This window comes from Actinophytocola sp. NPDC049390 (assembly GCF_044466355.1).
In the GTDB taxonomy this organism is placed as follows: Bacteria; Actinomycetota; Actinomycetes; order Mycobacteriales; family Pseudonocardiaceae; genus Actinophytocola.
In genome coordinates this window covers 1,189,023-1,211,132 of record NZ_JBITMQ010000001.1, presented here as the reverse complement: position 1 = coordinate 1,211,132, position 22,110 = coordinate 1,189,023, and the positions used below count along the sequence as shown (strand labels likewise).

The window sequence follows — 22,110 nt, the reverse complement described above, 5'->3', positions numbered from 1 at the left end:
TCACCCGCCGAGGCGGTAGAGCGTCGCGGCGGTGCCGCCGAGGATCTGTGCCGCGTCCGGTTCGGACAGACCGGAGACCGCGCGGCGCGCGGTGGCGACCATGTCGGCGTAGGTCCCCCGGGTCTGGGTGACGTCGGACCCCCACAGCAGCCTGCTCGCACCGAAGTGCGCGGCCAGCCACCCGACGAGTGGTTCCGGGTCGTGCCGGGCGAAGTTCAGCGTGGTCACCTTGACGTACACCGACGCCAGGTCGACCAGCGCGAGCAACAGGCCGGCGTCCGGGTCCGCCACGTCCACGGAGGCCACGTGGTCGAGTACCACCGGCACGCCCGGGAACGCGCGGACGACGGCGGGCAGTACCCCCAGCACGTCGACGCGGTTCCAGCGGTAGACGTGCAGGCACATCGACAGCCCGGTGTCGGCGGCCGCCGCCCACACCCGCCGGGCCTCGGGCCCCGCGAACCAGTCCGCACCCGCCGGCCCGGAGTGCCGGTCACCGCCCGGTGCGGTCAGACGAACGGCGGACGCCCCACGATCGGCAAGGTCGTGCACGGTCTTCTCCGCGTCCGGGGCCTGTCCGTCGATCACGCACATCGCGCGCAGGCGGTCGGGATGGCTCCGCGCGGAATCCAGGACGTAGCTGTTGTCGTAGCCGTACACATGTGCCCGCTGCACGGCGACGGCGCCGTGCAACCCGTTGTCGCGCAACGACTCGAGGAGGTCCTCCGCGCGCATCAGGTTGTCCGGAGCCTTGGGCGTCGCGTGGGGGTAGGCGGGATCGTCGGTGACGAGGTGGGCATGTGCGTCGATCACCATCCGGTCCTCCCGCGCCACCGCAGCACCGGTGTCGGCGGCAGGGCTGGGTCCGGCGTTCCGGTGCGCATCACCAGCTCCGTTCCGGTGAGTTCGACGAGCCGGACGAAGGTCCGCCCGACCGAGTTGGGGTGGATGCTCGCGTCGACGTGGTGCTCGACCCGGTCACCGAGCCAGGTGTACCGGCCGGAGTAGCCGCCGTAGGTGCGGACCGCCGACAGCTTCTCCTCGTCGGTGGTGTGGCGCCAGTTGTCCGACGCGAGCAGCGGCCGGTCCCCTGCCATGTAGTGCACGGACATGTACCCGTCCGGTGAGTACAGCAGTTGCCCGAGCGGCCGGGCGCCGAGCGGGTACCGGGCTTCCCCGCTCGCCTCGGGTACCTCGTAGCCGACGAGTTCCCACGCGCCCACGAGCGGGTTCACGGGTTCAGCCCGTCGCGTACGGACCCGACCAGACCGTGCGCGGTCCTGGCGAGCATGGTGGCGTCGTTGCCGACGACGACGAACTCGTGCCCGAGCCCCGCCGCCCGCACCGCCGCGTCGGCGGTGGCCGCGGCCGCACCACACGGCTTGCCCGCCGCTGCGGCGGCCGCCCGGCCCGCGGCCAGCAGCTCCCGCACGTGGTCGTCGTCCGGGCCGGCCCCCAGTGACAGCGACAGGTCGCCCGCGCCGAGGAAGACGGCGTCGACACCGGGCACCGCGAGGATGTCCGGTGCCGCCTCGAAGGCGGCCGCGCTCTCCAGCTGCGGGATGCACAGCACGTCCTCGTTGCCGACGCGGACGTACTCGGTGCGGGGCAGCAGCCCCCAGCGCCCCGCCCTGCTGGTGCCGCCCGCACCCCGCTCCCCCAACGGCGGGAACCGCGTCGCGGCGACCACCCGCCGCGCCTGTTCCGGCGTGTCGACGTGCGGCACGAGGATCCCGCCCGCGCCAGCGTCGAGGACCCGGCCGATCGTCGCCGTGTCATGGCCCGGCACGCGGACGAGCGGGACGAGCCGCGCGGCCAGTGCCAGCGAGATCATCCGGGCGGCGGTGTCGAGGCCGAGCGGCGCGTGTTCGAGGTCGATGACGACGAAGTCGAACCCGGCGCCGGCCATGATCTCGACGCTCGCCGTGGTGTCCAGCTTGATCCACGTCCCGAGCGCGGGCGTCCTCCCGCCTGCCGAGAACCGGTCAGACATGAGCGGGCGCCGGGTACTCGTCGGCGTTGAGCACCCAGCCCGGCTTCGCCGAGAAGTCCGCCCTGGGCGGGCTGAAGATGTCGATCAGCTGGTGGCGGCCCTCGCCGGTCGCCTGGCTCGTGTGGACGGCGGGCGGCGGGATGATCGCGACGGCCGGGCTGGCGACCTCGGCGTGCTCGTCGTCCCGCCACTGCGACAGCTTCGACGTCCACGGCGTGCGCACGTGGTGGACGTAGTCGCCCGCCACGGTCAGCGAGCACTGCTCGAAGTCGTCGTGGTGGTGCGGGGACATCCGGTCGGTGTTGCGCGGTCCGTCCTTCGGGTCGCCGAAGTTGACCATGAACGCGCTGGAGCGGAAGATCCGGCCGAACCGGCCCTGCTCGACCGGGTGGTCGGCGTTGCGGTAGACGCGGACGCGTGGGCCGTCGACCGGGTCCGGCCACGGCTCGATCGGCGCGACCCTCGGGTGCGGTTCGGCGTAGCTGTCCGCGTTGTGGCACAACGGGAGCAGGTCCGCGGACCGCACGTCGAACAACCGGACGACGTCCGCGTCGACGTCGAGGGTGACGGTGCTGTCGCCACCCGGGACGATCGCGACACCGCTGTCCCGCAGTGTGCCGCCGCCTGAGGCGTGCTCGACCGCCACGGTCTGACCGTCCTGCGGCGCCACGATCACGTACTCGTGCTGTTGCGAGCGGCGCAGCGGGTCGCCCGCGACCGCGCGGGTGAACGCGAGGACGAAGTTCTGGCCGCGGACGAACCAGGTGCGGCTCCCCCGCTCGGACACCTCGGCAGGCGGCAGGGTCAGCAGTTCGTAGGTCTCCAGGGCGGCGATCGGCTCGTCGGAGCGGACCGCGGTGCTGGTGGGCAGGCTCGCCCGGGGGTCGTTGGAGCTGTACACGGTCGTCCTTCCGGTTACTGGTCGAGGCCGAGGAGGAACGCGGGGTTGTCGCACACGATCCGCCGCAGGTCCTTCTCGGGCAGGCCGAGGTCGAGCAGCGCGCCGCCGACCCGGACGAACGAGTCCACCGGCATCGGCCTGCCCTTCTGCCCCAGGTCGGAGGCCAGGACGGTGTGCTCGGGGCCGACCTCCTCGATCCACCGCAGGAGGTCCTCGGGGCCGCCGCGCGCCTGCGCGACCTCCGGGTCGTACATGCTGGTCTCGTGCTCGACGTACGCGCCGAGCGCGGTGAACTCGCGGCAGCGCGCCGCGTCCGAGCCGATGAGGAAGTTCGGGTGGCTCACCACCATCCGCCGCACCCCGCGTTCGGCGGCGACGGTGAACAGGGCCGTGACGTCGTCGGCGGGCAGGTGACCCGCGGACAGCAGCGCGTCGGCCTCCACGATGAGGTCGAGCACCGCGAACACCTCGGGCACCAGTTCGCCGTCGGGGCCGCGGAGGTCGGTCTGCCTGCTGGTCAACGGGATCGTCGGGGACGGGAAGCCGCCGCCCGCGTTGTGGTGGTCGATATGGGCGGACGAGGACACGGTCGGGAACCAGACGCACCTGCCGCCCATGCGCAGGCAGAGTTCCACGGCGTACGGGTTGATCCCGCCGACCCACTGGTTGAGCGCGATGCCGCCGTACACCTCTGTGGACAGTCCGCCCAGCTGCTCGCGCATCGCGAGGAGGTCCATCACCGTGTTGTGGTGGTGCGACTTCGCCAGCAGGGCCCGCATGCCCAGCCGGGCGCCGTCCCGCGCGGCCTCGACGTGGTCGAAACGCCTCGGCAGCGGGTTGGGGCCGGAGTGGCAGTGCAGGTCGACCAGACCGTGCAGTACGCGCTCGACGGCGGTGGTGGCAGGCATCGGCGACTCCAACCCGGCGGTCACGATCGTTGTAACGAAATCCGGACTTGGTGTACGTTAATCGCGAACTCGCTGGCACGCAACGAGGATCTGGAGGCGCTGCGGTGGAGCAGACGTACACCTGGGCCGAGATGATGGCCGTCTCGATCGCGCACGAGATGTCCGACGGCGAGTTCGGGTCGATCGGCGCGGCGTCCCACATCCCGGCGGCCGGGCTGCGGCTCGCGCAGCTGACCCACGCGCCGAACCTCACGTTCTTCTGCGGCGGGAGCGGCGCGAGCAACCCGAAGATCCGCCGGCTCACCGAGTCCTCCGCGGACTACCGCAACCTGGTGACGGCCGAGTACCAGTACAGCCTGGACGACGTGGTCGACTTCGAGACCGCGATCCGGTTCGACTTCGCGTTCCTCGGCGGGTTGCAGATCGACAGGTTCGGCAACCTGAACATGGCGATGATCGGCGACTGGGACAAGCCGAAGGTGCGCGGACCGGGCACGGTCGGGCTGATCTTCACCGGTGGGTTCAAGTCGAGCTTCATCTACACCGAGCACCACACGCCGAGGGTGTTCGTGGACAAGGTGGACTTCGTCAGCGGCGCGGGCTGGCTGTCCGGCGGCGACTCGCGTGCCGAGGTGCTCCGGCCGGAGTCGTCCGGGCCGCGGCGCGTGTTCACGCCGCTGGGGGTGTTCGACTTCGAGCCGGAGTCGAAACACATGCGGCTGCTCAAGATCCACCCGTGGACGACCGTCGAGGAGATCCGGTCGGCCACGGGGTTCGACCTGCCGGTCGCGGACGACCTCGCGACCGTCACCCCGCCGACGCCCGAGGAACTGCACCTGCTGCGCACCGAGGTGGACTCCGACGGCGTGCTCCGCCGCTACGCGACGGTCGCATGAGGAGCCGGTACGTCGTCGCCGACGGGATCAGGACCCACTACCTGGACGCCGGGGACGGCCCGGCGCTCGTGCTGCTGCACGGCGGGGAGTACGGCGCCGCCGCCGAGCTGACCTGGGCGGGCTGCGTCCCGTTGTGGGCGACGCGTTTCCGGGTGCTGGCGCTGGACCTGGTCGGGTTCGGGCGGAGCAGCAAGATCCGGGACTTCGGGGGCGGGCAGCGCGGCCTGATGGTCAGCCAGGTGGCCGCTGTCCTGCGGACGCTGGATGTCGAGCGGGCGTACTTCGTCGGCACCTCCCTCAGCGGGCGGATGCTGCTGGACATGGTCAACCGCGCCGATCGGCCATGGCCCGTCGAGGCGGTGGTCGCGGCGGGGATCGGGCTCGCGCCTCCGCTCGCGGAGGGCCGGAAGGTCCTCGAGGACTTCGACGGCACACTCGACGGGCTCCGGCCGTCGATGGACGTGCTGTTCCACGACCCGGTGTGGCGGGACAGCGAGGACGTCCTGCGCCGCCGGTACGAGTTCGCGTCCATGCCGGGCGCGTGGGAGACCGGTGCCGCGGCCGCGCTGCGGTCGCCGGTGCGCAAAACCCGCGGCGGCCCGCCCGCCGATCGTGACTACGGGTCGATCACCGTGCCGGTCCAGCTCGTTCGCGGCGAGCACGACGCGCTCGTCCCGCCCGACACCTGGCAGGCGCTCGCCGACCAGATCCCCGGCGCGCGAACCACCACCATCGTCGGGAGCGGGCACTACCCGCAGATCGAACGGCCCGAGGCGTTCGGCGCCGCCGTTCTCGAGTTCCTGGAGGAGTTGTGACGGTACACATCGAGCGTGGTGGTGACACCGGGCCGACTGTGTTGCTGCTGCACGGTTCCGGCGCGACCGCAGCCGTGTGGGCGCCGGTCCTCGGCGAACTCGACGGCTTCCGCTGGATCACCGTCGACCTGCCCGGACACGGACGCTCCGGGTGGCTGCCGTCCTACCACCACCGCGACTACGCCGCCGCCATCGGCACGGAGATCGGCACGGAGATCGACCTCGTCGTCGGGCACTCGCTCGGCGCGCTCGTCGCGCTCACCCTCGCGGACGGCTTCCGGGTCGGGGCGGTCGTCGCGATGGCCATGAAGGTCGTGTGGACACCCGAGCAGCTGGCCCGGCGCGCGGCCCAGGCCAACCGTCCACCACGGACGTTCACGGACCGCGACGACGCGCTGCGGCTCTTCGCGAAGGTCAGCGGACTCCCTGAGAACGCCCCCGGCCTGGCGAGTGGAATCCGCCAGACGCCCGAGGGGTATCGCCTGGCCGCCGATCCCCGCCTCACCGCCGATCCCCCTGCCACGCGGGAAGAACTGGCCGCGGTGATGGGCCGGGTGACCGTGCCCGTCCGGCTCGTGTGCGGCGACGCCGACCCCGGCATCGAACCCCGCGACATGGCCGCCGTCCTCGGCCGCGAGGTCGAGGTCATCGCGGGCGCGGGCCACAACCCGCACCTCGACGACCCCGCCCGGGTCGCCGCCCTGATCAGCACCGCGGCACGCGGTTGACCCTTCGACACGGAGCCGCCATGCGCATCGAGAACCTCCTGCGGCAGAACGCCGTACGACGCGGTGACCAGTTCGCCGTCATCGCCGACTCCGCGACGCTGACGTGGGCCGAGCTGGACCGGGAGACCAACCGGCTCGCACACGCCCTGATCGACCGCGGGCACGTGCCGCAGGAACGCGTCGCGCTCGTGCTCGCCAACGACGTCCAGGTGGTGATCGCCTACCACGGGCTGTGGAAGGCGAACCTGGTGACCGTCGGGATCAACGCCAAGCTGACGGTGCCCGAGATGCGCCGCATCCTCGTCCACTCCGGCGCGTCGGCGGTCATCTGCGACTCGCCCGTCGCGGTCGAGGCGGCCGAGGGCGCCCCGTCGGTCCGGCGGATCATCACGGTCGGCGACCTCGCCGGCGGCGAGCCCTTCGACGAGTTGGTCGCCTCCGGTTCTCCCGATCCGGTGCCGGAGGCCGGCTCGGGCACGGACCTGCGCTCGCTGCGGTACACCAGCGGCACCACGGGCGCGGCGAAGGGCTGCATGGCCACGCACGAGCAGCAGCTCGCGAGCACCGCGAACTACCTGTGCGAGGTCGAGGTGCCGCGCGGCGGACCGACGTGGATCTCGATGCCGTTGAGCCTCGGGGTCGGCGCCTCGTTCGTCACCACGACCGCCTACCTCGGGGTGCCGCTGCTGCTGCGCCGTCGCTTCACCGCGGAGAGCTTCGTCGACGACGTCGAACGGTACGGGGTGGTGCACGCCTTCCTGGTGCCGACGATGCTGGTGGACCTCGTGGCGGCGCTGCCGGGCCTGGACCCCGCCCGCGCGCGCACCCTCGACCTCGTGGGGTATGGCGGCGCCCCGGTGTCGTGGACGCTGATCCGCTCGCTGACCGAGCACCTGGACCTGCGGCTCTACCACGCGTTCGGGGCCACCGAGGCCGGTGGCTTCACCGCGCTGCTCACACCCGAGGACCACCAGCGGTTCCTGCGCACCGACGTGTCGTCGATCGTGCCGGTCGGCAGACCCGCCGCCTTCGCCGAGGTGAAGATCTTCGACGAGCGGGACCGTGAGGTGGCGGTCCGCGAGACCGGCGAGATGCGGATCCGCGCCGCCAGTGTGTTCTCCGGGTACTGGTGCCAACCGGAGGCCACCCAGAAGGTGCTGAAGGACGGCTGGCTGCGGCTGGGCGACATGGCGTGGCGCGACGAGGACGGCTACCTCTACCTCGCCGACCGCGCGCAGGGCGTGATCCGGTCCGGCGCGCAGAACGTCTACGCGGGCGAGGTCGAGGCGGTGCTGCAGAGCTGTCCGGGCGTGCACCGCGCGGCGGTGATCGGGGTGCCGGACGAGCGGTACGGCGAGGCGGTGAAGGCGTTGGTGCAGCGCGTCCCCGGCAGCGCGGTGACGGCTGCCGACGTGCTCGACCACTGCGCCGCCCAGCTGGCCAAGTACAAGCGCCCGCGCGAGGTCGAGTTCGTCGACACGCTCCCGGTGGACGAGGGCGGAAAGATCAGGAGAGCTGAGCTGACCCGGGGCACGGGCATGGCCCTGCTCGGCACGAAGGAGTCGTCATGAGCAAGGTGACCACGCCGGAAGAGGCCGTGGCCGACATCCCGGACGGTGCGACGGTCGCCCTCGGCGGCGTGCATTCGCACAACAGCCCGATGGCGCTGGTGAACGCGCTGATCCGGCGCGGGATCAGGGACCTGGAGCTGATCCCCACGCCGAGCGCGGGCGCGCCGGTCGACATGCTGATCGCCGCTGGGTGCGTGCGGAAGCTGCACGTGTCCTATGTGGGCCTGGAGTTCCTGGGGCTGGCGCCCAACTTCCGGCGCGCGGCGCAGGAGCGTGCCATCGAGATCGTGGAGGCGGACGAGGCCTGGGTGGTGTACGGCTTCCGGGCGGGCGCCAGCCGGCTGCCGTTCCTGCCGCTGCCGCCGCTGTACGAGGGCACCGACCTGCCCAAGGTCAACCCGATGATCAGGACGACCACCGACCCGTACACCGGTCGTACGGTCACCACGATCCCGGCGCTGCGGGCGGACTACGGGCTCTTTCACGCGCAGGTGGCCGACCGCAAGGGCAACACGCAGATCTTCGGCCAACGCCGCTTCGAGGACGTCATGGCGAAGGCCTGCGACCACGTGATCATCAGCTCGGACGAGATCCTGGACGAGTACGCACCCGCTCCCGACCCCCGGATCGTGTCGATTCCGGGGGCGATCGTGGAGCGGGTCGCGCACGCTCCCTACGGGGCGCATCCGTTGTCGTCGCCCGGGCATTACGGGTACGACCGGGACCAACTGGTGGAGTACCGGGACCTGGCCGCGGCGGGTGAGACGGACAAGTACCTCAAGGACCACGTGCACTCGGTGGCCGACCACGCCGGGTACCTCGAGCGGATCGGCGTCACCCGCCTGCTCGGCCTGCGGCAGACGTTTCGCTGACGGGCTACCAGGAGTACGCCTCGGGAGCGGGGCCTCGGCCGGGGAAGATCTCCTCCAGCCGGGCGAGGGCCCGCTCGTCCAGCTCCACCTTGAACGCACCGGTGGCGCTGTCGAGCTGGTCCACCGTGCGGGGGCCGATGATCGTCGCCGAGACGCCAGGGCGGCTGAGCAGCCACGCCACCGCGACGTCGGCCGGGGCGGCACCCAGTTCGTCGCAGAAGTCCTCGTATGCCTGTACGGCGTCGCGGTGGCGGTCCAGTTTGGCCAGTCGCTTCCCGCGGTGCGTCGCCACGCGGGCGCCGGGGAGCGGCTCGCCCATGGTCTTCTCGCGTTCCTTGCGGAGGATGCCGCCGAGCAGGCCCGCGTCGAGCGGCGACCACGCCATCATGCCGACGCCGTAGTGGCGGCACGCGGGCAGGACCTCCAGCTCGGCCGTGCGTTCGAGGAGGTTGTAGATGGTCTGCTCGCTGATCAGGCCCTGTCGGTTGCGACGGGACGCCGCCTCCTGACCCGCCGCGATGTGCCAGCCGGGGTGGTTGGACGAGCCCACGTAGACGATCTTTCCCTGCGTACGCAGGAGGTCCATCGCCTCCCAGATCTCGTCCCACGCGACCGCCCGGTCGATGTGGTGTGGCTGATACACGTCCAGGTAGTCCGTGCCCAGGCGGCGCAGCGACGCCTCGCACGCGCGCCGGATGTGCAGCGCGGACAGCCCGGCGTTGTTGGGCCAGTCCGCCATCTTCCCGTACAGCTTGGTCGCGAGCACCGTCTTCTCCCGGCGCCCGCCGCCGCGCGCGAGCCACTTCCCGATGAGCTGCTCGGTGTACCCCTCGCCGAAGCGCCACCCGTACACGTCGCCGGTGTCGATCATGTTGACGCCCAGCTCGTGAGCACGGTCCATGATCGCGAAGGCGTCGGCCTCGTCGGTCTGGGTGCCGAAGTTGTCGGTGCCCAGCACGAGCCTGCTGACCTCGAGACCGCTGCGTCCCAGATGGGTGTACTCCACGCCGAGCTCCTCCGACGAACGATTATCGGACTCGCTGTCCGATATGTAATGCTGGGCATCGTAGCGCGAGGAGATGCCCATGAACCAGGTCCTGACCGTCGCGAACATCCCGCGGCACCACACCTTCCTCAATGGACAGCTGGTCGCCGGTGGCGGACCACCGGTGCCCGACGCACATCCCGGCGACGGGTCCGTGATCGCGACCGTCGAGGAGACCGCGCCCGGAACGGTCCAGGACGCCGTCTCGGGGGCTGCCGCCGCGCAGCCCGCCTGGGCGCGGACGTCACCGCACGAACGCGCCCGGCTCCTGCGCGCCGCCGCGGATCTGGTGGAGGCCGACGCCGAACGGTTGGTCCACCTGGTCGCGCTGGACAACGGCAAGACCCTCGCCGAGGCGCGTGGCGACGTGTTCGTGGCCGCGGCGCATCTGCGGAGCGCGGCCGCGTGGGCGCCGAGCCTCGAGGGCGCCACACTCCCCGCCGACGGCACCACCCTGCGGATGACGTTCCGGGAGCCGGTCGGGGTCGTCGGCGCCATCATCCCCTTCAACGCCCCGTTGATGTTCGCCGCCCAGAAGGCCGGGCCCGCGCTCGCCGCCGGTAACGCGATCGTCCTCAAGGCGCCCGAGCAGAGCCCGCTCGCTCCCCCGCTGCTGGGTGAGATCCTCACGAAGGCGGGACTGCCCGACGGGCTGCTGCAGGTGGTCCAGGGCGGAGGCGCGGTCGGGCACGCGCTCGTCACGCACCCGGCCGTCACGATGGTGTCGTTCACCGGCAGCACCGACGTGGGCCGTCAGGTGATGCGCGACGCCGCCGACGGCATGAAACGCGTCCTGCTCGAACTCGGCGGCAAGTCGGCGAACATCGTCTACGCGGACGCCGACCTCGACGCCGCCGTGCACGCGTCGGTCGGCGGGATCTTCCGCAACGCCGGGCAGCGCTGCTTCTCCGGTTCCCGCCTGCTGGTCGAGGAGTCCGTCGCCGACGAGGTGATCGCGCGGGTCGTCGCGATCGCCGAGGGCATCCGGGTCGGCGACCCGTTCGACCGGAAGAGCCGGCTGGGTTGCGTGATCTCCACGCGGCAGGAGCGACGGGTACACGACATGGTCACCACCGCGGTCGACCAGGGCGCCACGCTGCTGACCGGCGGACGGCGACCCGACGACGTACCCGACGAGGGCGCCTACTACCGCCCGACGGTGCTCGCCGTCGAGGGCACCCCGGACATCGTCCGGGACGAGGTGTTCGGCCCGGTGCTCACCGTGCAGCGGTTCACGTCGGCGGACCACGCGGTCGAACTGGCCAACGACTCGCCGTTCGGTCTGGTCGGCGGCTGCTGGACCCGTGACCTCAACCGTGCGCTGGACACCGCCCGCGCCGTCCGCACCGGCTACTTCTGGATCAACTCCTACGGCGCGCTCGCGCTCGACGCACCCATCGGCGGCGTCGGGCTGTCCGGAATCGGCCGCGAACTCGGCCGCATCGGCCACGAGGCCTACACCGAACTGAAGACCGTCGTCGTCGACACCGCACCCCACCTGACGCCTCACTGGTACGAGGAGCCGCAATGACCACCTACCGCGCCGCTGTCGTCCGTTCCGCGCACGGACCCGTCGACATCGAGGCGATCCCGCTGCGTGACCCGGTCGGCGACGAGGTCGCCGTCGCGGTGACCGCCTGCGGGCTGTGCCATTCCGACGTGCACTTCATGCACGGCACGTCCGGCACCGACTTCCCGTACGTGGTGGGCCACGAGGTCACCGGCACGGTCACCGCCGTCGGCCCGGACGCGACCGGCACGCAGGTCGGCGACACCGTCGTGGTCGCCCCCATGGTCCCGTGTGGACAGTGCAGGCAGTGCACGGGCGGGCGGCCTGCCGCGTGCGCGGCCCGACTGCTGCGCCGGCCCGCGATCCCCCTGGCCGACGGCACGCCCGGCACGCCCGTGCTCGGCGTCGGCGGGCTCGCCGAACGGGTGCTCGTCCCGGCCAGGAACGTGGTCGCCATCGACCCCCGGGTGCCGCCGGAGATCGCCGCGCTGCTCGGGTGCGGGGTGCCGAGCGGGTACGGCGCGGCCGTCAACACCGCCGAGGTCGGCGCGGCCGACGACGTCGCCGTCATCGGCTGCGGTGCGGTCGGGGTGGCGGCGATCGCCGGTGCGGCCGCGGCGGGCGCGGCCCGGATCATCGCGGTCGACGTCAACGCCGGGAAGCTCGACATGGCACGGAAGTTCGGTGCCACCGACACCGTCGACGCGGCCGCGCAGGACCCGGCCGAGGCCGTACGTGGGCTGACCGGCGGCCGGGGCGTCGACGTCGTGCTCGACGCCGTGGGCGGACCCGCCACGTTCGGCGTCGCGAACGGCATGCGCGCCACCGGATCCCGGCTCGTCGTGGTCGGCGCACCCAGGGTCGGCGACGAGTTCGCGCTGCCGCTGCGCGGCCTGTTCCTCACCGGCGGCTCCATCCGGGTGTCCATCTGGGGCGACTGCGTCGCCGCACGCGACCTGCCGATGCTCGCGGCCCGCTACCTCGACGGCAGCCTGCCGCTGGACGAGTACCTCACCGGCACGTTCGCCCTCGCCGACGCGGCACGCGGGTACGAGCAACTCCTTTCCGGACAGGTGCTGCGCAGCGTCGTCGTGCCCTAGTTGGTTGACAACCCACCCGACGAAGTCCCACTATCGTTACTCATAACGGACTGTCTGTCCAATAATCGAGAAGGACTTCGATGACTGGCACTGTCGCTCGCTCAGAGACCCCTGTCCTCCGCGCTCCTCGCTCGCTCAACCACATCGCCTACCCGACGTGGGACTCGCAGCGGACGCACGACTTCTACACACAGGTGCTGAAGTGCCCGTTCCTCGCCGCGATCCAGCTCGACGTGGTGCCGTCCAGCGGTGAGCGCACGCCGTACCTGCACACGTTCTTCGGATTGAGCGACGGCGGCGCCATCGCGTTCTTCGAGGTCGACGGCCTGCCCGGCGCGAAGCCGGACGGGATCCCGTCCTGGATCCGGCACATCGCGCTGAACGTCGACTCGATGGAGGAGCTGCACGCGTGGAAGGCGCACTTCGAGGCGTGCGGCGTCGAGGTGAACGGCATCGTCGACCACGACGGCGTCTGGGAGTCGCTGTACGTCTTCGACCCCAACGGAGTGCGGATCGAGCTGACGCTGCAGACCCGCGACCTCACCGACGCCGACGCGGCCGAGGGCGCCGCCGCGCTGCGTGCCTGGAACGAGCGCAAGGCCTGACCCCGGTGCTGACCAGAGAACTACTCGCCATCCCCATGCCGGCCGGGCAACGACTGGACATCAACTCCGGCGTCGCCAGGCTGTCCGGGAAGATCTGGGCCACGCTGTGGCGCGACGACCGCCAGGCGCCGACGACGGCCGTCCTGATCGTGCACCCCGCGTCGAACTTCCTCGGTCACTACGCACTGCGGGACCTCGCGCGCCGCGGGGTCGCCGCGGTCGGGCTGTGCACCCGCTACGTCGGCAACGACTCCGCGCTCATCATGGAGAACTGCGTGCTCGACATCGGCGCCGCCATCGCGCACCTGCGCTCACTCGGCTACGCCGAGGTCGTGCTCGTCGGCAACTCCGGTGGCGGCGGGCTCGCCGCGCTCTACCAGGAGCAGGCCGAGCACCCCACGATCACCGATACCCCGGCGGGCGATCCCGTCGATCTGACCGGCCTGCTCCCGGCCGACCGACTCGTCATGGCGATGGCACATCCGGGGCGCGCGACCGTGTACACCGAAGGTCTCGACCCCGCGATCACCGACGAGACGCGCCCGTTCGACCGCGACCCGGCCCTCGACATGTTCGCCCCGGCGAACGGACCGGCGTACGGCGCCGAGTTCCTCACGCGCTACCGGGCGGCCCAGATCGCCCGCAACGAGCGGATCACCGACTGGGTGCTCGCACAGCTGTCCGAACTGGACACCCACCGGCGGGAGGACCGGCACGGTGAGAAGACCGGACCGGACGACCTCCCGTTCGTCGTCCACGGCACGGCCGCCGACCCACGCTTCCTCGACCTGGCCGTCGACCCGTCCGACCGGCGGCCCGGCACGCTGTGGGGCGACCCGTGGACCGCGAACTTCCAGCCCGCGTCGCTCGGCCACCTCACCAGCCTGCGGTCGTGGCTGAGCCAGTGGAGCTACACGCGCAGCCGCGCGAACGCCTACCGCTGCCTCACGAACGTCAGCGTCCCGGTCATGGTCGTGTACGGCTCGGCCGACAGCGCGGCCTTCCCCAGCCACGCCACCGGCATGTACGACGCGGTGTCGCACGACCGGCGCGAGCTGGTCGAGATCTCCGGCGCCGACCACTACTTCCAGGGCACCCCGGAGCTGGCGACCGCCATGTGCGACCGGATCGTCGAGTGGAGCCGGTGATGGCGGACGAGAGCGTGGCCGTCGTCGGCGCGGGGCCGGTCGGGCTGACCGTGGCGCTCGCGCTCGCCAGGCAGGGCGTGCCGGTCACGGTGTTCGAACAGGACCCGGAGCTGTCCACCGAGTGGCGGGCCTCGACGTTCCATCCGCCGTCCGTCGAGATCGCCAGGCACCTCGGGGTCGCCGACGCCATGATCGACGCCGGGCTCGTCGCGCCCCGCTACCAGGTGCGCGACCGCCGCGACGGGCTGATCGCCGAGTTCGACTTCGGTGCGCTGGCCGACGAGACCGAGTACCCGTACCGGCTGCAGCTCGAGCAGTACAAGTACACCCAGATCATCCGGGGTGTCCTCGAAGCCGACCACCCGGACGTCACGATCCGGATGGGCGCGCCCGTCACGGGACTGCGGGACGCGGGCGACCACGTCGAACTGACCGCGGGGGACGCGACCGCGACCGCGAACTGGGTGCTCGCGGCCGACGGCGCGAGCAGCACCGTCCGCAAGTCACTGGGGTGCCCGTTCGAGGGGCTGACCTACGAGCACCGGTACCTCGTGCTCTCGATCGACTACCCGATCGACGAGGTGCTGCCCGGCATCTGCCACGTCAACTACATCGCCGACCCGGCCGAGCACCTGCTCGTGCTGAAGGTCCCCGACGTGTGGCGGGTGGTGGTCTCGGTGCCGCCCCACGTCGACGCCGAGGACGCGGTGGCGGACGAGTACGTGGACGCCCGGCTGCACGCCCTGTTCGGCGACCAGCCCGGCCTGGTGCTGCGGGAACGCAAGACCTACGCGGTGCACCAGCGGGTCGTCGACAGCTTCCGGCACGGCCGGGTGCTGCTGCTCGGCGACGCCGCGCACATCAACAGCCCGATGGGCGGGATGGGGTTGAACAGCGGGCTCCACGACGCGTTCGACCTCTCCGTGCAGCTGACCGGGTTCCTCGCGGGCACCGTCGACGAGACCGCACTCGACCTGTGGGCGACCCGGCGTCGTAAGGCGGCGGTGGAGACGGTCCAGCGGATCACCCACCGCACCACGACCGCGCTCGCCGAGCAGGACGAGCAGGAACGGCGCCGGTTCCAGCGGCAGATCTCGGCGACCGCGGCCGATCCCGAGCGCGCGAAGGCGTGGATGCTGGACGCGGCCATGATCTCCAACGCCCGCGCGTACGACCTCCCGCCGCGCGGACGGGGGTGACCGGGGCATGGACTTCGCGCTGGGCGACGAGCAACGCGACATCCGGGACACCGTCCGGAAGTTCGTGGCCACCGAGCTGCTGCCGAGGGAACCGGAGTTCCTGCGTCGCGGCGAGCCCGGCCTGCCACGCGACGAGCTGCGCGAGCTGCAGCTCAAGGCCCGCGCGTTCGGCTTCTGGGGACTGTCCACTCCGCAGGAGTACGGCGGCATGGCCCTGCCCGCCGTGACCAGGTCGCTCATCCAGACCGAGCTGGCGACCACCTGCGTCCCGTTCCGGTTCGGCGGGGACGCGGCCAACATCCTGTTCCACGGCGACGAGGCGCAACGGGCCGGGTACCTGGTGCCGACCATCGAGGGCGAGCGGCTCGGCTGCTTCGCGCTCACCGAACCCGGCGCCGGGTCCGACGCGGGCGCCATCACCACCTCGGCCCGCCGCGACGGCGACGACTGGGTGATCAACGGCCAGAAGACGTTCATCACACACGGGCACGACGCGGACTACGCGATCGTCTTCGCCGTCACCGATGCCGCACAGCGCGGGATCACCGCGTTCCTGGTGGACCGTTCGGCGGGATGGACGTCCACGCCGATCCCCACCATGGGCAGCTGGCACGAACCGGCGACGTTGTTCTTCGACGACGTCCGCGTGCCGGCGACCGCGGTGCTCGGCGAGGTGCACCGCGGGTTCGAGCTGGCGATGCGGTGGGTCGGTTCGGGCAGGCACGCGATCGCCGCGCAGTGCGTGGGCATCGCGGAGCGGTGCCTGCGGATGGCCGTCGACTACGCGGGCATCCGCAGGACGTTCGGCAAGGTGCTCGGCAGCAACCAGGCGATCCAGTGGATGATCGCGGACTCGGAGACCGAGCTGGAGGCCGGGCGCTGGCTCGCGTTGCGGGCGGCGTGGGACACCGACCGCGGCGCCGACGCGCGGCACGCTGGCGCGATGGCCAAGCTGTACTGCACCGGAATGGTCGGCCGGGTGGTCGACCGTGCACTGCAGATCCACGGGGGGATGGGCTACACCAGGGAACTCCCGCTCGAATGGTGGTACCGCGCCGTGCGGGTCACGCGGATCTTCGAGGGCACCGACGAGGTGCAGCGCATGATCCTCTCCCGTGACCTGCTGCGCGGGCACACGCGGATCGGAGGACATCTTGCCTAGTTCGATGAGTGTCGCGGCGGCGTTGCGCGCGGCCGGTGCGGCCGCCGCCGCACGGCCCGCGGTCGTGCACGGCGAGCGGGTGCTCACGCACACGGAGCTGCACGACCGGGCGAGCCGGGTCGCCGCGGCACTGCACGACCGCGGGGTGCGGCCCGGGGACGTGGTGGCCGTCGCGCTCTACAACAGCCCGGAGTACCTGGAGACCGTGCTGGCCGCGTTCCTGCTCGGCGCGGTCCCGGTCAACATCAACTACCGGTACCGGGAGCCGGAGCTGCGGTACGTCCTGGAGTACACGGAGGCGGTGGCCCTCGTCCACGACGTGAGCCTTGCCGAGCGGGTCGCGAACATCTCCGGCGCGCTCCCCCGGCTCACCGCGGTGCTTGAGGTCGGCGACTCCTACGACGACGTGGCCACGAACGGCCCCGCACTGTCCACCCCGGACCCGGCCAGCACGCACGGGATCATCCTGCTCACCGGCGGCACCACCGGGCGGCCGAAGGGCGTGATCTGGGACCGGGACGGACTGCTGGGCATCCTGTCCTCGGTGTTCCGGCAGCACGGCCTGCCCGTCCCCACCACACCGGACGAGGTGCGGACCGCGGTCGGCGCGCTGGCGGACCGGGACGGGACACCCGTGGTGCTGCCGATGTCGCCGCTGATGCACGGCACCGGGTTCTTCCACGCGATGCGCACGCTGCTCGGCGGCGGGACCGTCGTCTTCTGCACGTCGCGGTCGCTGGACGGGCACGAGGTGTGGCGGGCGGTGCAGCAGCACCGGATTACGGAGATGGTGATCGTCGGGGACGCGTTCGGCAGGCCGCTGCTCGCCGCGCTGGCCGAGGCGTCATACGACATCAGCAGCCTGAAGAAGATCACCAGCTCCGGGGTCATCTGGAGCGTCGACGTGAAACGCAGGCTGCTGGCGGCGGGGTCGATGACGTTGGTGGACAACATCTCCGCGTCGGAAGGTGGTCCGTTCGGCGTCGCGGAGGCCAGTTCGGAGGCCGACCTCGCGGACGGCCGCTTCGCGCTGGCCCAGGTCGCGCGGGTGCTCGACGAGCAGGACCGGGACGTCGTGCCGGGCAGCGGGCAGGTCGGCGTGCTGGCCAGCGCGGGCCCGCAGCCGGTCGGCTACCTGCACGACCCGGAGCGCACCGCGCGCACGTGGCGGGTCATCGACGGGGTGCGGTACGCGGTGCCCGGTGACCTCGCGTCGCTGGACGCCGACGGCAGGCTGGTGCTGCTCGGCCGCGGCGACGGCGTGATCAACACCGGCGGCGAGAAGGTGTTCCCCGAGGAGGTCGAGCAGGCGCTGCTGGCGCACCCGGCGATCACCGACGCGGTCGTGTTCGGGACGCCGGACGAGCGGTGGGGCGCGCTGGTGACCGCGATGGTCGCCCCGGCGGAGGCCCTGGCCGGGTTCTCCGACGAGGAGCTGACCACCCACCTCGACGAGCGGCTCGCCCGCTACAAGCACCCTCGGCGTCTGCTGCGCACCGACACGATCCCGCGTACCCCCGCGGGCAAGCTCAACCGTGCGCTCGCGCGCGAGATGGCGTCCGAGGAGGCCACCACATGACCGACTTCCCGATCGAGCACGGACACGTGCTCGCGTTCTCCCGAGCCCTCGGCGCACAGCCGCCGCCGGACGGCGGTGTGCCGCTCACGTTCCCCATCGCCTACGCCCACTTCGACCCGGACTGGCCGCTGGTGATGCGGCCGGGTCAGCCCTGGCACGGCTCCGGCGCCGAGCCCGGCGTGAAGAAGGGCGGCGGGGGCCTGCACGCGGAGCAGGAGTTCGAGTACCTCCGGCCGCTGAAGGCCGGCGAGACCCTGACCGTCCACAAGCGACAGGGCCGGACGTGGACCAGGGAGGGCCGTTCCGGTGCGCTGGACTTCGCCGAGCGGCACACGGACTTCCACGACGCCAACGGCGAGCTGGTCGCCCGCGCCACGACCGTGACGGTGGTGAAGCGATGACGGTGACCGCGGTGGGCGACGAGCGGTCGCAGGTCGTGGTCACCGACCTGAAGCGGACCCAGATCGCCATGTACGCCGGTGCCTCCGGGGACTTCAACCCGCTGCACACCGACGAGCCGTTCGCGACGACGATCGCGGGCAACCCGACGGTGATGTCGCACGGCATGCTCGTGATGGGCATGGCGGGCGAGGTGCTGGCGAGCTGGTTCGGCGTCGCGAACGTGCGCCGCTACCGGGCCCGTTTCCAGGCGCCGACCTGGCCGGGCGACACGATCTCGGTGACCGCCCGCGTCGAGGCGATCGCGAACGTCGACGGCGAGCAGCGCGCCGAGATCTCCGTCCGGGCCACCACCGGCACGGACAAGACCGTGCTGAGTGGCACGGCCACGGTGGTGTTGTCGTGAGCGAGCTTGCGAGCGAACCATCGTCGCTGACCGGCATCGACGTGGACCAGCTGGTGGCCATCGACGTCCACACCCACGTGCAGCTCTCCGTGAAAGACCAGGAGGAGACCGAGGGCGAGGGCTTCGCGGCGATGGCGAAGTACTTCAAGGCGGGCAAGGTCACCCGGTTCACGGTCCCGATGCTCGCCGACTACTACCGGCGGCGGCGGATGGCCGCGGTCGTGTTCACCGTCGACTCGGTGCACCTGACCGGCAGGGACCCCCATCCGGCCAACGAGGAGATCGCCGAGCAGGCCGCCGAGCACGGCGACGTGCTCATCCCCTTCGCCAGCGTCGACCCGCACCGCGGTGCCGAGGGCGTGCGGCTCGCCCGCCGCCTGATCACCGAGTATGGGGTGCGCGGGTTCAAGTTCCACCCGACCTCCCAGGGCTTCTTCCCCGACGACCGGATGGCCTACCCGCTGTACGAGGTCCTGCAGGAACACGGCATGGTCGCCCTGTTCCACACCGGACAGACCGGTGCGGGCGCGGGCAGGCCGGGCGGCGGCGGGCTGCGGCTGAAGTACTCCAACCCCATGGCCGTCGACGACGTCGCCGCCGACTTCCCGGACCTGAGGATCATCCTCGCCCACCCGTCGTTCCCCTGGCAGGACGAGGCGCTCTCCGTGGCCATGCACAAACCGGGCGTCCACATCGACCTGTCGGGCTGGTCGCCCAGGTACTTCCCGCCGCAGCTCGTGCAGTACGCCAACACGCTGCTGAAGGACAAGGTCCTCTTCGGCTCGGACTTCCCGATGATCACCCCGGAGCGGTGGCTCGAGGACTTCGCGAAGGCGGACTTCCGCGACGAGGTCCGCCCGAAGATCCTCAAGGGCAACGCGGCCCGGCTGTTCGGCCTTACCGGAGCATGACATGTACTTCACTGGCGAGTTCGACGAGACCGTCGACGTGGCGGTACTGGGCTTCGGCAACGCGGGCGCCGTCGCGGCGGTGACCGCGCACGACGCGGGCGCGCGGGTCGTGGTGCTGGAGAAGCAGCCCGCCGACAACCACCGGCCCAACAGCCGGTACGCCGCCGGGTTCTTCCTGGTACCCACCGACGTCGACGGCGCATGCCGGTACCTCGCGGCCCTGTACGCGGTGAACGGCGAGGAGGTCAGCCCGGCACTGATCCGCACGTGGGCCGAACAGACCGCCGCCAACCCGGGATGGCTGTCCGAACACGGCGGCGAGTACACGGTCATGGACCTGCACGGCGAGCACGACACCCTGCCCGGCCACGACGCGGTCACCGTGTACAAGGCCCAGCCGACCGCCCCGTACCCGGGCTGCCCACTGCACGGCTTCCTGCGGTCGCTGGTCGGCAAGCGTGGCATCGAGGTCCGCTACGACACCGCGGCCACCACCCTGCTGACCGGACCGGACGGCGGAGTGACCGGCGTCCGGGCCGGGCAACGCGACATCGGCGTGCGGCGCGGTGTCGTCCTCGCGACCGGTGGCTTCGAGGGCGACGAGTCGCTGAAACGCCAGTACCTCCCGGTCACCCCGGCCCACTTCTACGGCAGCCAGGACAACACCGGCGACGGCGTCCGGATGGCCCAGGAGATCGGTGCCGACCTGTGGCACATGAACACCTGGCCGGGCCACTTCGTCGCCCGCTTCGACGGCACCGGCTACGACGGTGGCACCGGCATCGACCTGTGGGGCTCCGGCCGCTTCGGCCCGGCCGCCGACGGCAACCCCGGCGCGGTCTTCGTGGACGGCGCGGGCCGCCGGTTCCTCGCCGAACCCGGCCGCCAGCACGCCGCCAACCTGGAACTGACCGCCATGGACGCGGCGCGGCTCACCCGCCCGCGCATCCCCACGTGGTGGATCTTCGACGACGCCCGCTTCGCCAGGGCGCCGCTCGTGCCCACCTACTCCGGCCCGGCCGGCCCGGTCCGCGACCACGACTGGAGCACCGACAACATGGCCGAACTCGAACGGGGGTGGATCCGCTTAGCCACCTCGATACCGGACCTCGCGAAGGACTGCGACCTCGATCCCGGCGAGCTGTCCTCGACCGTGGCGCGGTACAACGAGCTGTGTGCCCGTGGCCGGGACGACGACTTCGGTCGCGACCCGGCCACGCTCACCCCGCTCACCGGTGACCGCTTCTACGCCGTGCCCCTGTGGCCCGGCGGGTCGCACACCGTCGGCGGACCGCGGCGCGACGAGCACGCCAGGGTCATCGGGGTCAACGGCGACGCGATCCCGAACCTGTACTCGGCGGGGGAACTCGGCTCGATCCACGGCCTGCTGTACCCAGCCGGGGGCGCGAGCCTCGCGGAGTGCATGGCTTTCGGGCGTGTCGCGGGAGCTTTGGCCGCGGCGAACCGGACGGGGGTGCGCGCCGGTGTCCCAGCGCGTGGATAGGGTCGGAAAGGTGCCAGACATGACCAGTGACGGCGACGGTCCCGCCCAGAGCGGTTCGCTCACCCTCGACCGGGGGCTGCGGCTGCTCGAACTCCTCGCAGTCGAGGACCGCGACATGACGGTCGCGGAGCTGGCGACGTCCCTCGGCGTGCACCGCCAGGCGGTGTACCGGCTCCTGGCCACGCTGCGCTCACACCGGTTCGTCGCCGAGGGCGGCTCCGGCCGCTACCGGCTCGGGCTCGGCGTCATCCAGCTGACCCGGCAGGTCAGCCACGAACTGCGCCGGGCGACGGCCCCGCACCTGCGCAGGCTCGCCCACGAGTTCGGTGCGACCGCGCAGTGCGTCGTGGCCGACGGCGGGGACGCGGTCGCCCTCGCCGTGGTCGAACCGCCGGAGTCGGTGTACCACCTCTCCCAGCACAGCGGCGCCCGGCACCCGCTCGACCAGGGCGCCAGCGGCCTGGCGATCCTGATGGCACGCAAGCCGAACCCGGCCGACCCGGAGGCCGTCCAGGAGGCGCGCCGCGCCGGGTACGCCGTCTCCCGGGGCAGGCTGACGGCCGGCGCGGTCGGCGTCGCCGTGCCGCTGTTCGACGGGGACGGGCAGTCGCTCGACGCCGCCATCGGCATCGTCTCGATGGCCGACGTCGACGTCGAGCACGTGGCCCAGCGACTGACCGAGGCCGCCAAACAGATCGCCGACGGCGACATCTGACCACCCGGGCACCGCCGCGGGGCACGTGCCCCGCGGCGGTCGCCCCTGCCCGCGCGCCGGTGCACGTCGGTGGACCGCCTTCTTGACCTCGCGGTTTCGGCCATGCACAATGCTTTCACAATTTGAACATTCAGTCCTATTAT

The 22,110-nt window shown here is 71.7% G+C and carries 23 protein-coding genes; 17 read left to right on the top strand and 6 right to left on the bottom strand.

What is annotated here, in order from left to right; translation table 11 throughout:
- The 5 genes from ACIBVP_RS05455 to ACIBVP_RS05435 are packed head-to-tail and all read right to left on the bottom strand — an operon-like array spanning window position 1 to window position 3,802.
- Entirely contained in the window at window positions 1-816 is an 816-nt protein-coding gene (locus ACIBVP_RS05455) for an amidohydrolase family protein (RefSeq protein WP_396104725.1), read from the bottom strand.
- Window positions 810-1,235 carry a lipocalin-like domain-containing protein gene (locus ACIBVP_RS05450; protein ID WP_396104724.1) on the bottom strand — a complete coding sequence of 142 codons (426 nt, stop codon included), beginning with the start codon at window positions 1,233-1,235 and terminating at the stop codon, window positions 810-812. Before ACIBVP_RS05450 ends, ACIBVP_RS05455 begins: the two co-directional genes overlap by 7 nt.
- Window positions 1,232-1,993 carry an HpcH/HpaI aldolase/citrate lyase family protein gene (locus ACIBVP_RS05445; protein WP_396104723.1) on the bottom strand — a complete coding sequence of 254 codons (762 nt, stop codon included), beginning with the start codon at window positions 1,991-1,993 and terminating at the stop codon, window positions 1,232-1,234. The genes ACIBVP_RS05450 and ACIBVP_RS05445 overlap by 4 nt, the downstream gene beginning before the upstream one ends.
- Window positions 1,986-2,894 carry a hypothetical protein gene (locus ACIBVP_RS05440; protein WP_396104722.1) on the bottom strand — a complete coding sequence of 303 codons (909 nt, stop codon included), beginning with the start codon at window positions 2,892-2,894 and terminating at the stop codon, window positions 1,986-1,988. Before ACIBVP_RS05440 ends, ACIBVP_RS05445 begins: the two co-directional genes overlap by 8 nt.
- A gap of 14 nt (window positions 2,895-2,908) precedes the next feature.
- The gene (locus ACIBVP_RS05435) at window positions 2,909-3,802 is read right to left on the bottom strand and encodes a DUF6282 family protein (protein WP_396104721.1); all 894 of its coding nucleotides are present in this window, start codon (window positions 3,800-3,802) and stop codon (window positions 2,909-2,911) included.
- 104 nt (window positions 3,803-3,906) lie between these two features.
- On the opposite strand from ACIBVP_RS05435, the gene ACIBVP_RS05430 reads away from it, so the two are divergent.
- Genes ACIBVP_RS05430 through ACIBVP_RS05410 form a run of 5 tightly spaced genes read left to right on the top strand, consistent with a single transcriptional unit; the run spans window position 3,907 to window position 8,684 of the window.
- Window positions 3,907-4,698, top strand: a complete 792-nt coding sequence (locus tag ACIBVP_RS05430) for a CoA-transferase subunit beta (RefSeq protein WP_396104720.1) — start codon at window positions 3,907-3,909, stop codon at window positions 4,696-4,698.
- Window positions 4,695-5,513, top strand: coding sequence for an alpha/beta fold hydrolase (locus ACIBVP_RS05425; protein WP_396104719.1), 819 nt, complete (start codon window positions 4,695-4,697; stop codon window positions 5,511-5,513). The genes ACIBVP_RS05430 and ACIBVP_RS05425 overlap by 4 nt, the downstream gene beginning before the upstream one ends.
- Window positions 5,510-6,241: an alpha/beta fold hydrolase gene (locus ACIBVP_RS05420; RefSeq protein ID WP_396104718.1), complete on the top strand. Its 732-nt coding sequence runs from the start codon at window positions 5,510-5,512 to the stop codon at window positions 6,239-6,241. Before ACIBVP_RS05425 ends, ACIBVP_RS05420 begins: the two co-directional genes overlap by 4 nt.
- Window positions 6,242-6,261: 20 nt before the next feature.
- Window positions 6,262-7,812 carry a class I adenylate-forming enzyme family protein gene (locus ACIBVP_RS05415; RefSeq protein WP_396104717.1) on the top strand — a complete coding sequence of 517 codons (1,551 nt, stop codon included), beginning with the start codon at window positions 6,262-6,264 and terminating at the stop codon, window positions 7,810-7,812.
- Window positions 7,809-8,684 carry a CoA transferase subunit A gene (locus ACIBVP_RS05410; RefSeq protein ID WP_396104716.1) on the top strand — a complete coding sequence of 292 codons (876 nt, stop codon included), beginning with the start codon at window positions 7,809-7,811 and terminating at the stop codon, window positions 8,682-8,684. The genes ACIBVP_RS05415 and ACIBVP_RS05410 overlap by 4 nt, the downstream gene beginning before the upstream one ends.
- A 4-nt stretch (window positions 8,685-8,688) precedes the next feature.
- Here the strand turns inward: ACIBVP_RS05410 and ACIBVP_RS05405 are convergent, their stop codons facing one another.
- Window positions 8,689-9,690, bottom strand: a complete 1,002-nt coding sequence (locus tag ACIBVP_RS05405) for an aldo/keto reductase (protein ID WP_396104715.1) — start codon at window positions 9,688-9,690, stop codon at window positions 8,689-8,691.
- A gap of 79 nt (window positions 9,691-9,769) precedes the next feature.
- Between ACIBVP_RS05405 and ACIBVP_RS05400 the strand changes: the two genes are divergently transcribed.
- The 12 genes from ACIBVP_RS05400 (at window position 9,770) to ACIBVP_RS05345 (ending at window position 21,967) form a co-directional block, all read left to right on the top strand.
- The gene (locus tag ACIBVP_RS05400; RefSeq protein ID WP_396104714.1) at window positions 9,770-11,260 is read left to right on the top strand and encodes an aldehyde dehydrogenase family protein; all 1,491 of its coding nucleotides are present in this window, start codon (window positions 9,770-9,772) and stop codon (window positions 11,258-11,260) included.
- Window positions 11,257-12,339 (top strand): alcohol dehydrogenase catalytic domain-containing protein, encoded by a 1,083-nt coding sequence (locus tag ACIBVP_RS05395; RefSeq protein WP_396104713.1) that lies wholly within the window; start codon window positions 11,257-11,259, stop codon window positions 12,337-12,339. The genes ACIBVP_RS05400 and ACIBVP_RS05395 overlap by 4 nt, the downstream gene beginning before the upstream one ends.
- A gap of 80 nt (window positions 12,340-12,419) precedes the next feature.
- Window positions 12,420-12,944, top strand: a complete 525-nt coding sequence (locus tag ACIBVP_RS05390) for a VOC family protein (RefSeq protein ID WP_396104712.1) — start codon at window positions 12,420-12,422, stop codon at window positions 12,942-12,944.
- Window positions 12,945-12,949: 5 nt separating this feature from the next.
- Window positions 12,950-14,092, top strand: coding sequence for a hypothetical protein (locus ACIBVP_RS05385; RefSeq protein WP_396104711.1), 1,143 nt, complete (start codon window positions 12,950-12,952; stop codon window positions 14,090-14,092).
- The gene (locus ACIBVP_RS05380; protein WP_396104710.1) at window positions 14,062-15,291 is read left to right on the top strand and encodes an FAD-dependent oxidoreductase; all 1,230 of its coding nucleotides are present in this window, start codon (window positions 14,062-14,064) and stop codon (window positions 15,289-15,291) included. The genes ACIBVP_RS05385 and ACIBVP_RS05380 overlap by 31 nt, the downstream gene beginning before the upstream one ends.
- 7 nt (window positions 15,292-15,298) lie before the next feature.
- A complete protein-coding gene (locus tag ACIBVP_RS05375) occupies window positions 15,299-16,453 on the top strand; it encodes an acyl-CoA dehydrogenase family protein (protein ID WP_396104709.1) in 1,155 nt (384 codons plus the stop codon).
- Window positions 16,454-16,457: 4 nt separating this feature from the next.
- The gene (locus ACIBVP_RS05370; RefSeq protein ID WP_396104708.1) at window positions 16,458-18,032 is read left to right on the top strand and encodes an AMP-binding protein; all 1,575 of its coding nucleotides are present in this window, start codon (window positions 16,458-16,460) and stop codon (window positions 18,030-18,032) included.
- Window positions 18,029-18,433, top strand: a complete 405-nt coding sequence (locus ACIBVP_RS05365; RefSeq protein WP_396104707.1) for a MaoC family dehydratase N-terminal domain-containing protein — start codon at window positions 18,029-18,031, stop codon at window positions 18,431-18,433. The genes ACIBVP_RS05370 and ACIBVP_RS05365 overlap by 4 nt, the downstream gene beginning before the upstream one ends.
- Window positions 18,430-18,837: a MaoC/PaaZ C-terminal domain-containing protein gene (locus tag ACIBVP_RS05360; protein WP_396104706.1), complete on the top strand. Its 408-nt coding sequence runs from the start codon at window positions 18,430-18,432 to the stop codon at window positions 18,835-18,837. Before ACIBVP_RS05365 ends, ACIBVP_RS05360 begins: the two co-directional genes overlap by 4 nt.
- A gap of 35 nt (window positions 18,838-18,872) precedes the next feature.
- Window positions 18,873-19,748, top strand: a complete 876-nt coding sequence (locus tag ACIBVP_RS05355; RefSeq protein ID WP_396104936.1) for an amidohydrolase family protein — start codon at window positions 18,873-18,875, stop codon at window positions 19,746-19,748.
- A gap of 1 nt (window position 19,749) precedes the next feature.
- Complete coding sequence (locus ACIBVP_RS05350) at window positions 19,750-21,252, top strand: FAD-binding protein (protein WP_396104705.1); 1,503 nt, start codon at window positions 19,750-19,752, stop codon at window positions 21,250-21,252.
- A gap of 19 nt (window positions 21,253-21,271) precedes the next feature.
- Window positions 21,272-21,967: an IclR family transcriptional regulator gene (locus ACIBVP_RS05345; RefSeq protein WP_396104704.1), complete on the top strand. Its 696-nt coding sequence runs from the start codon at window positions 21,272-21,274 to the stop codon at window positions 21,965-21,967.
- Window positions 21,968-22,110: the final 143 nt, after the last annotated feature.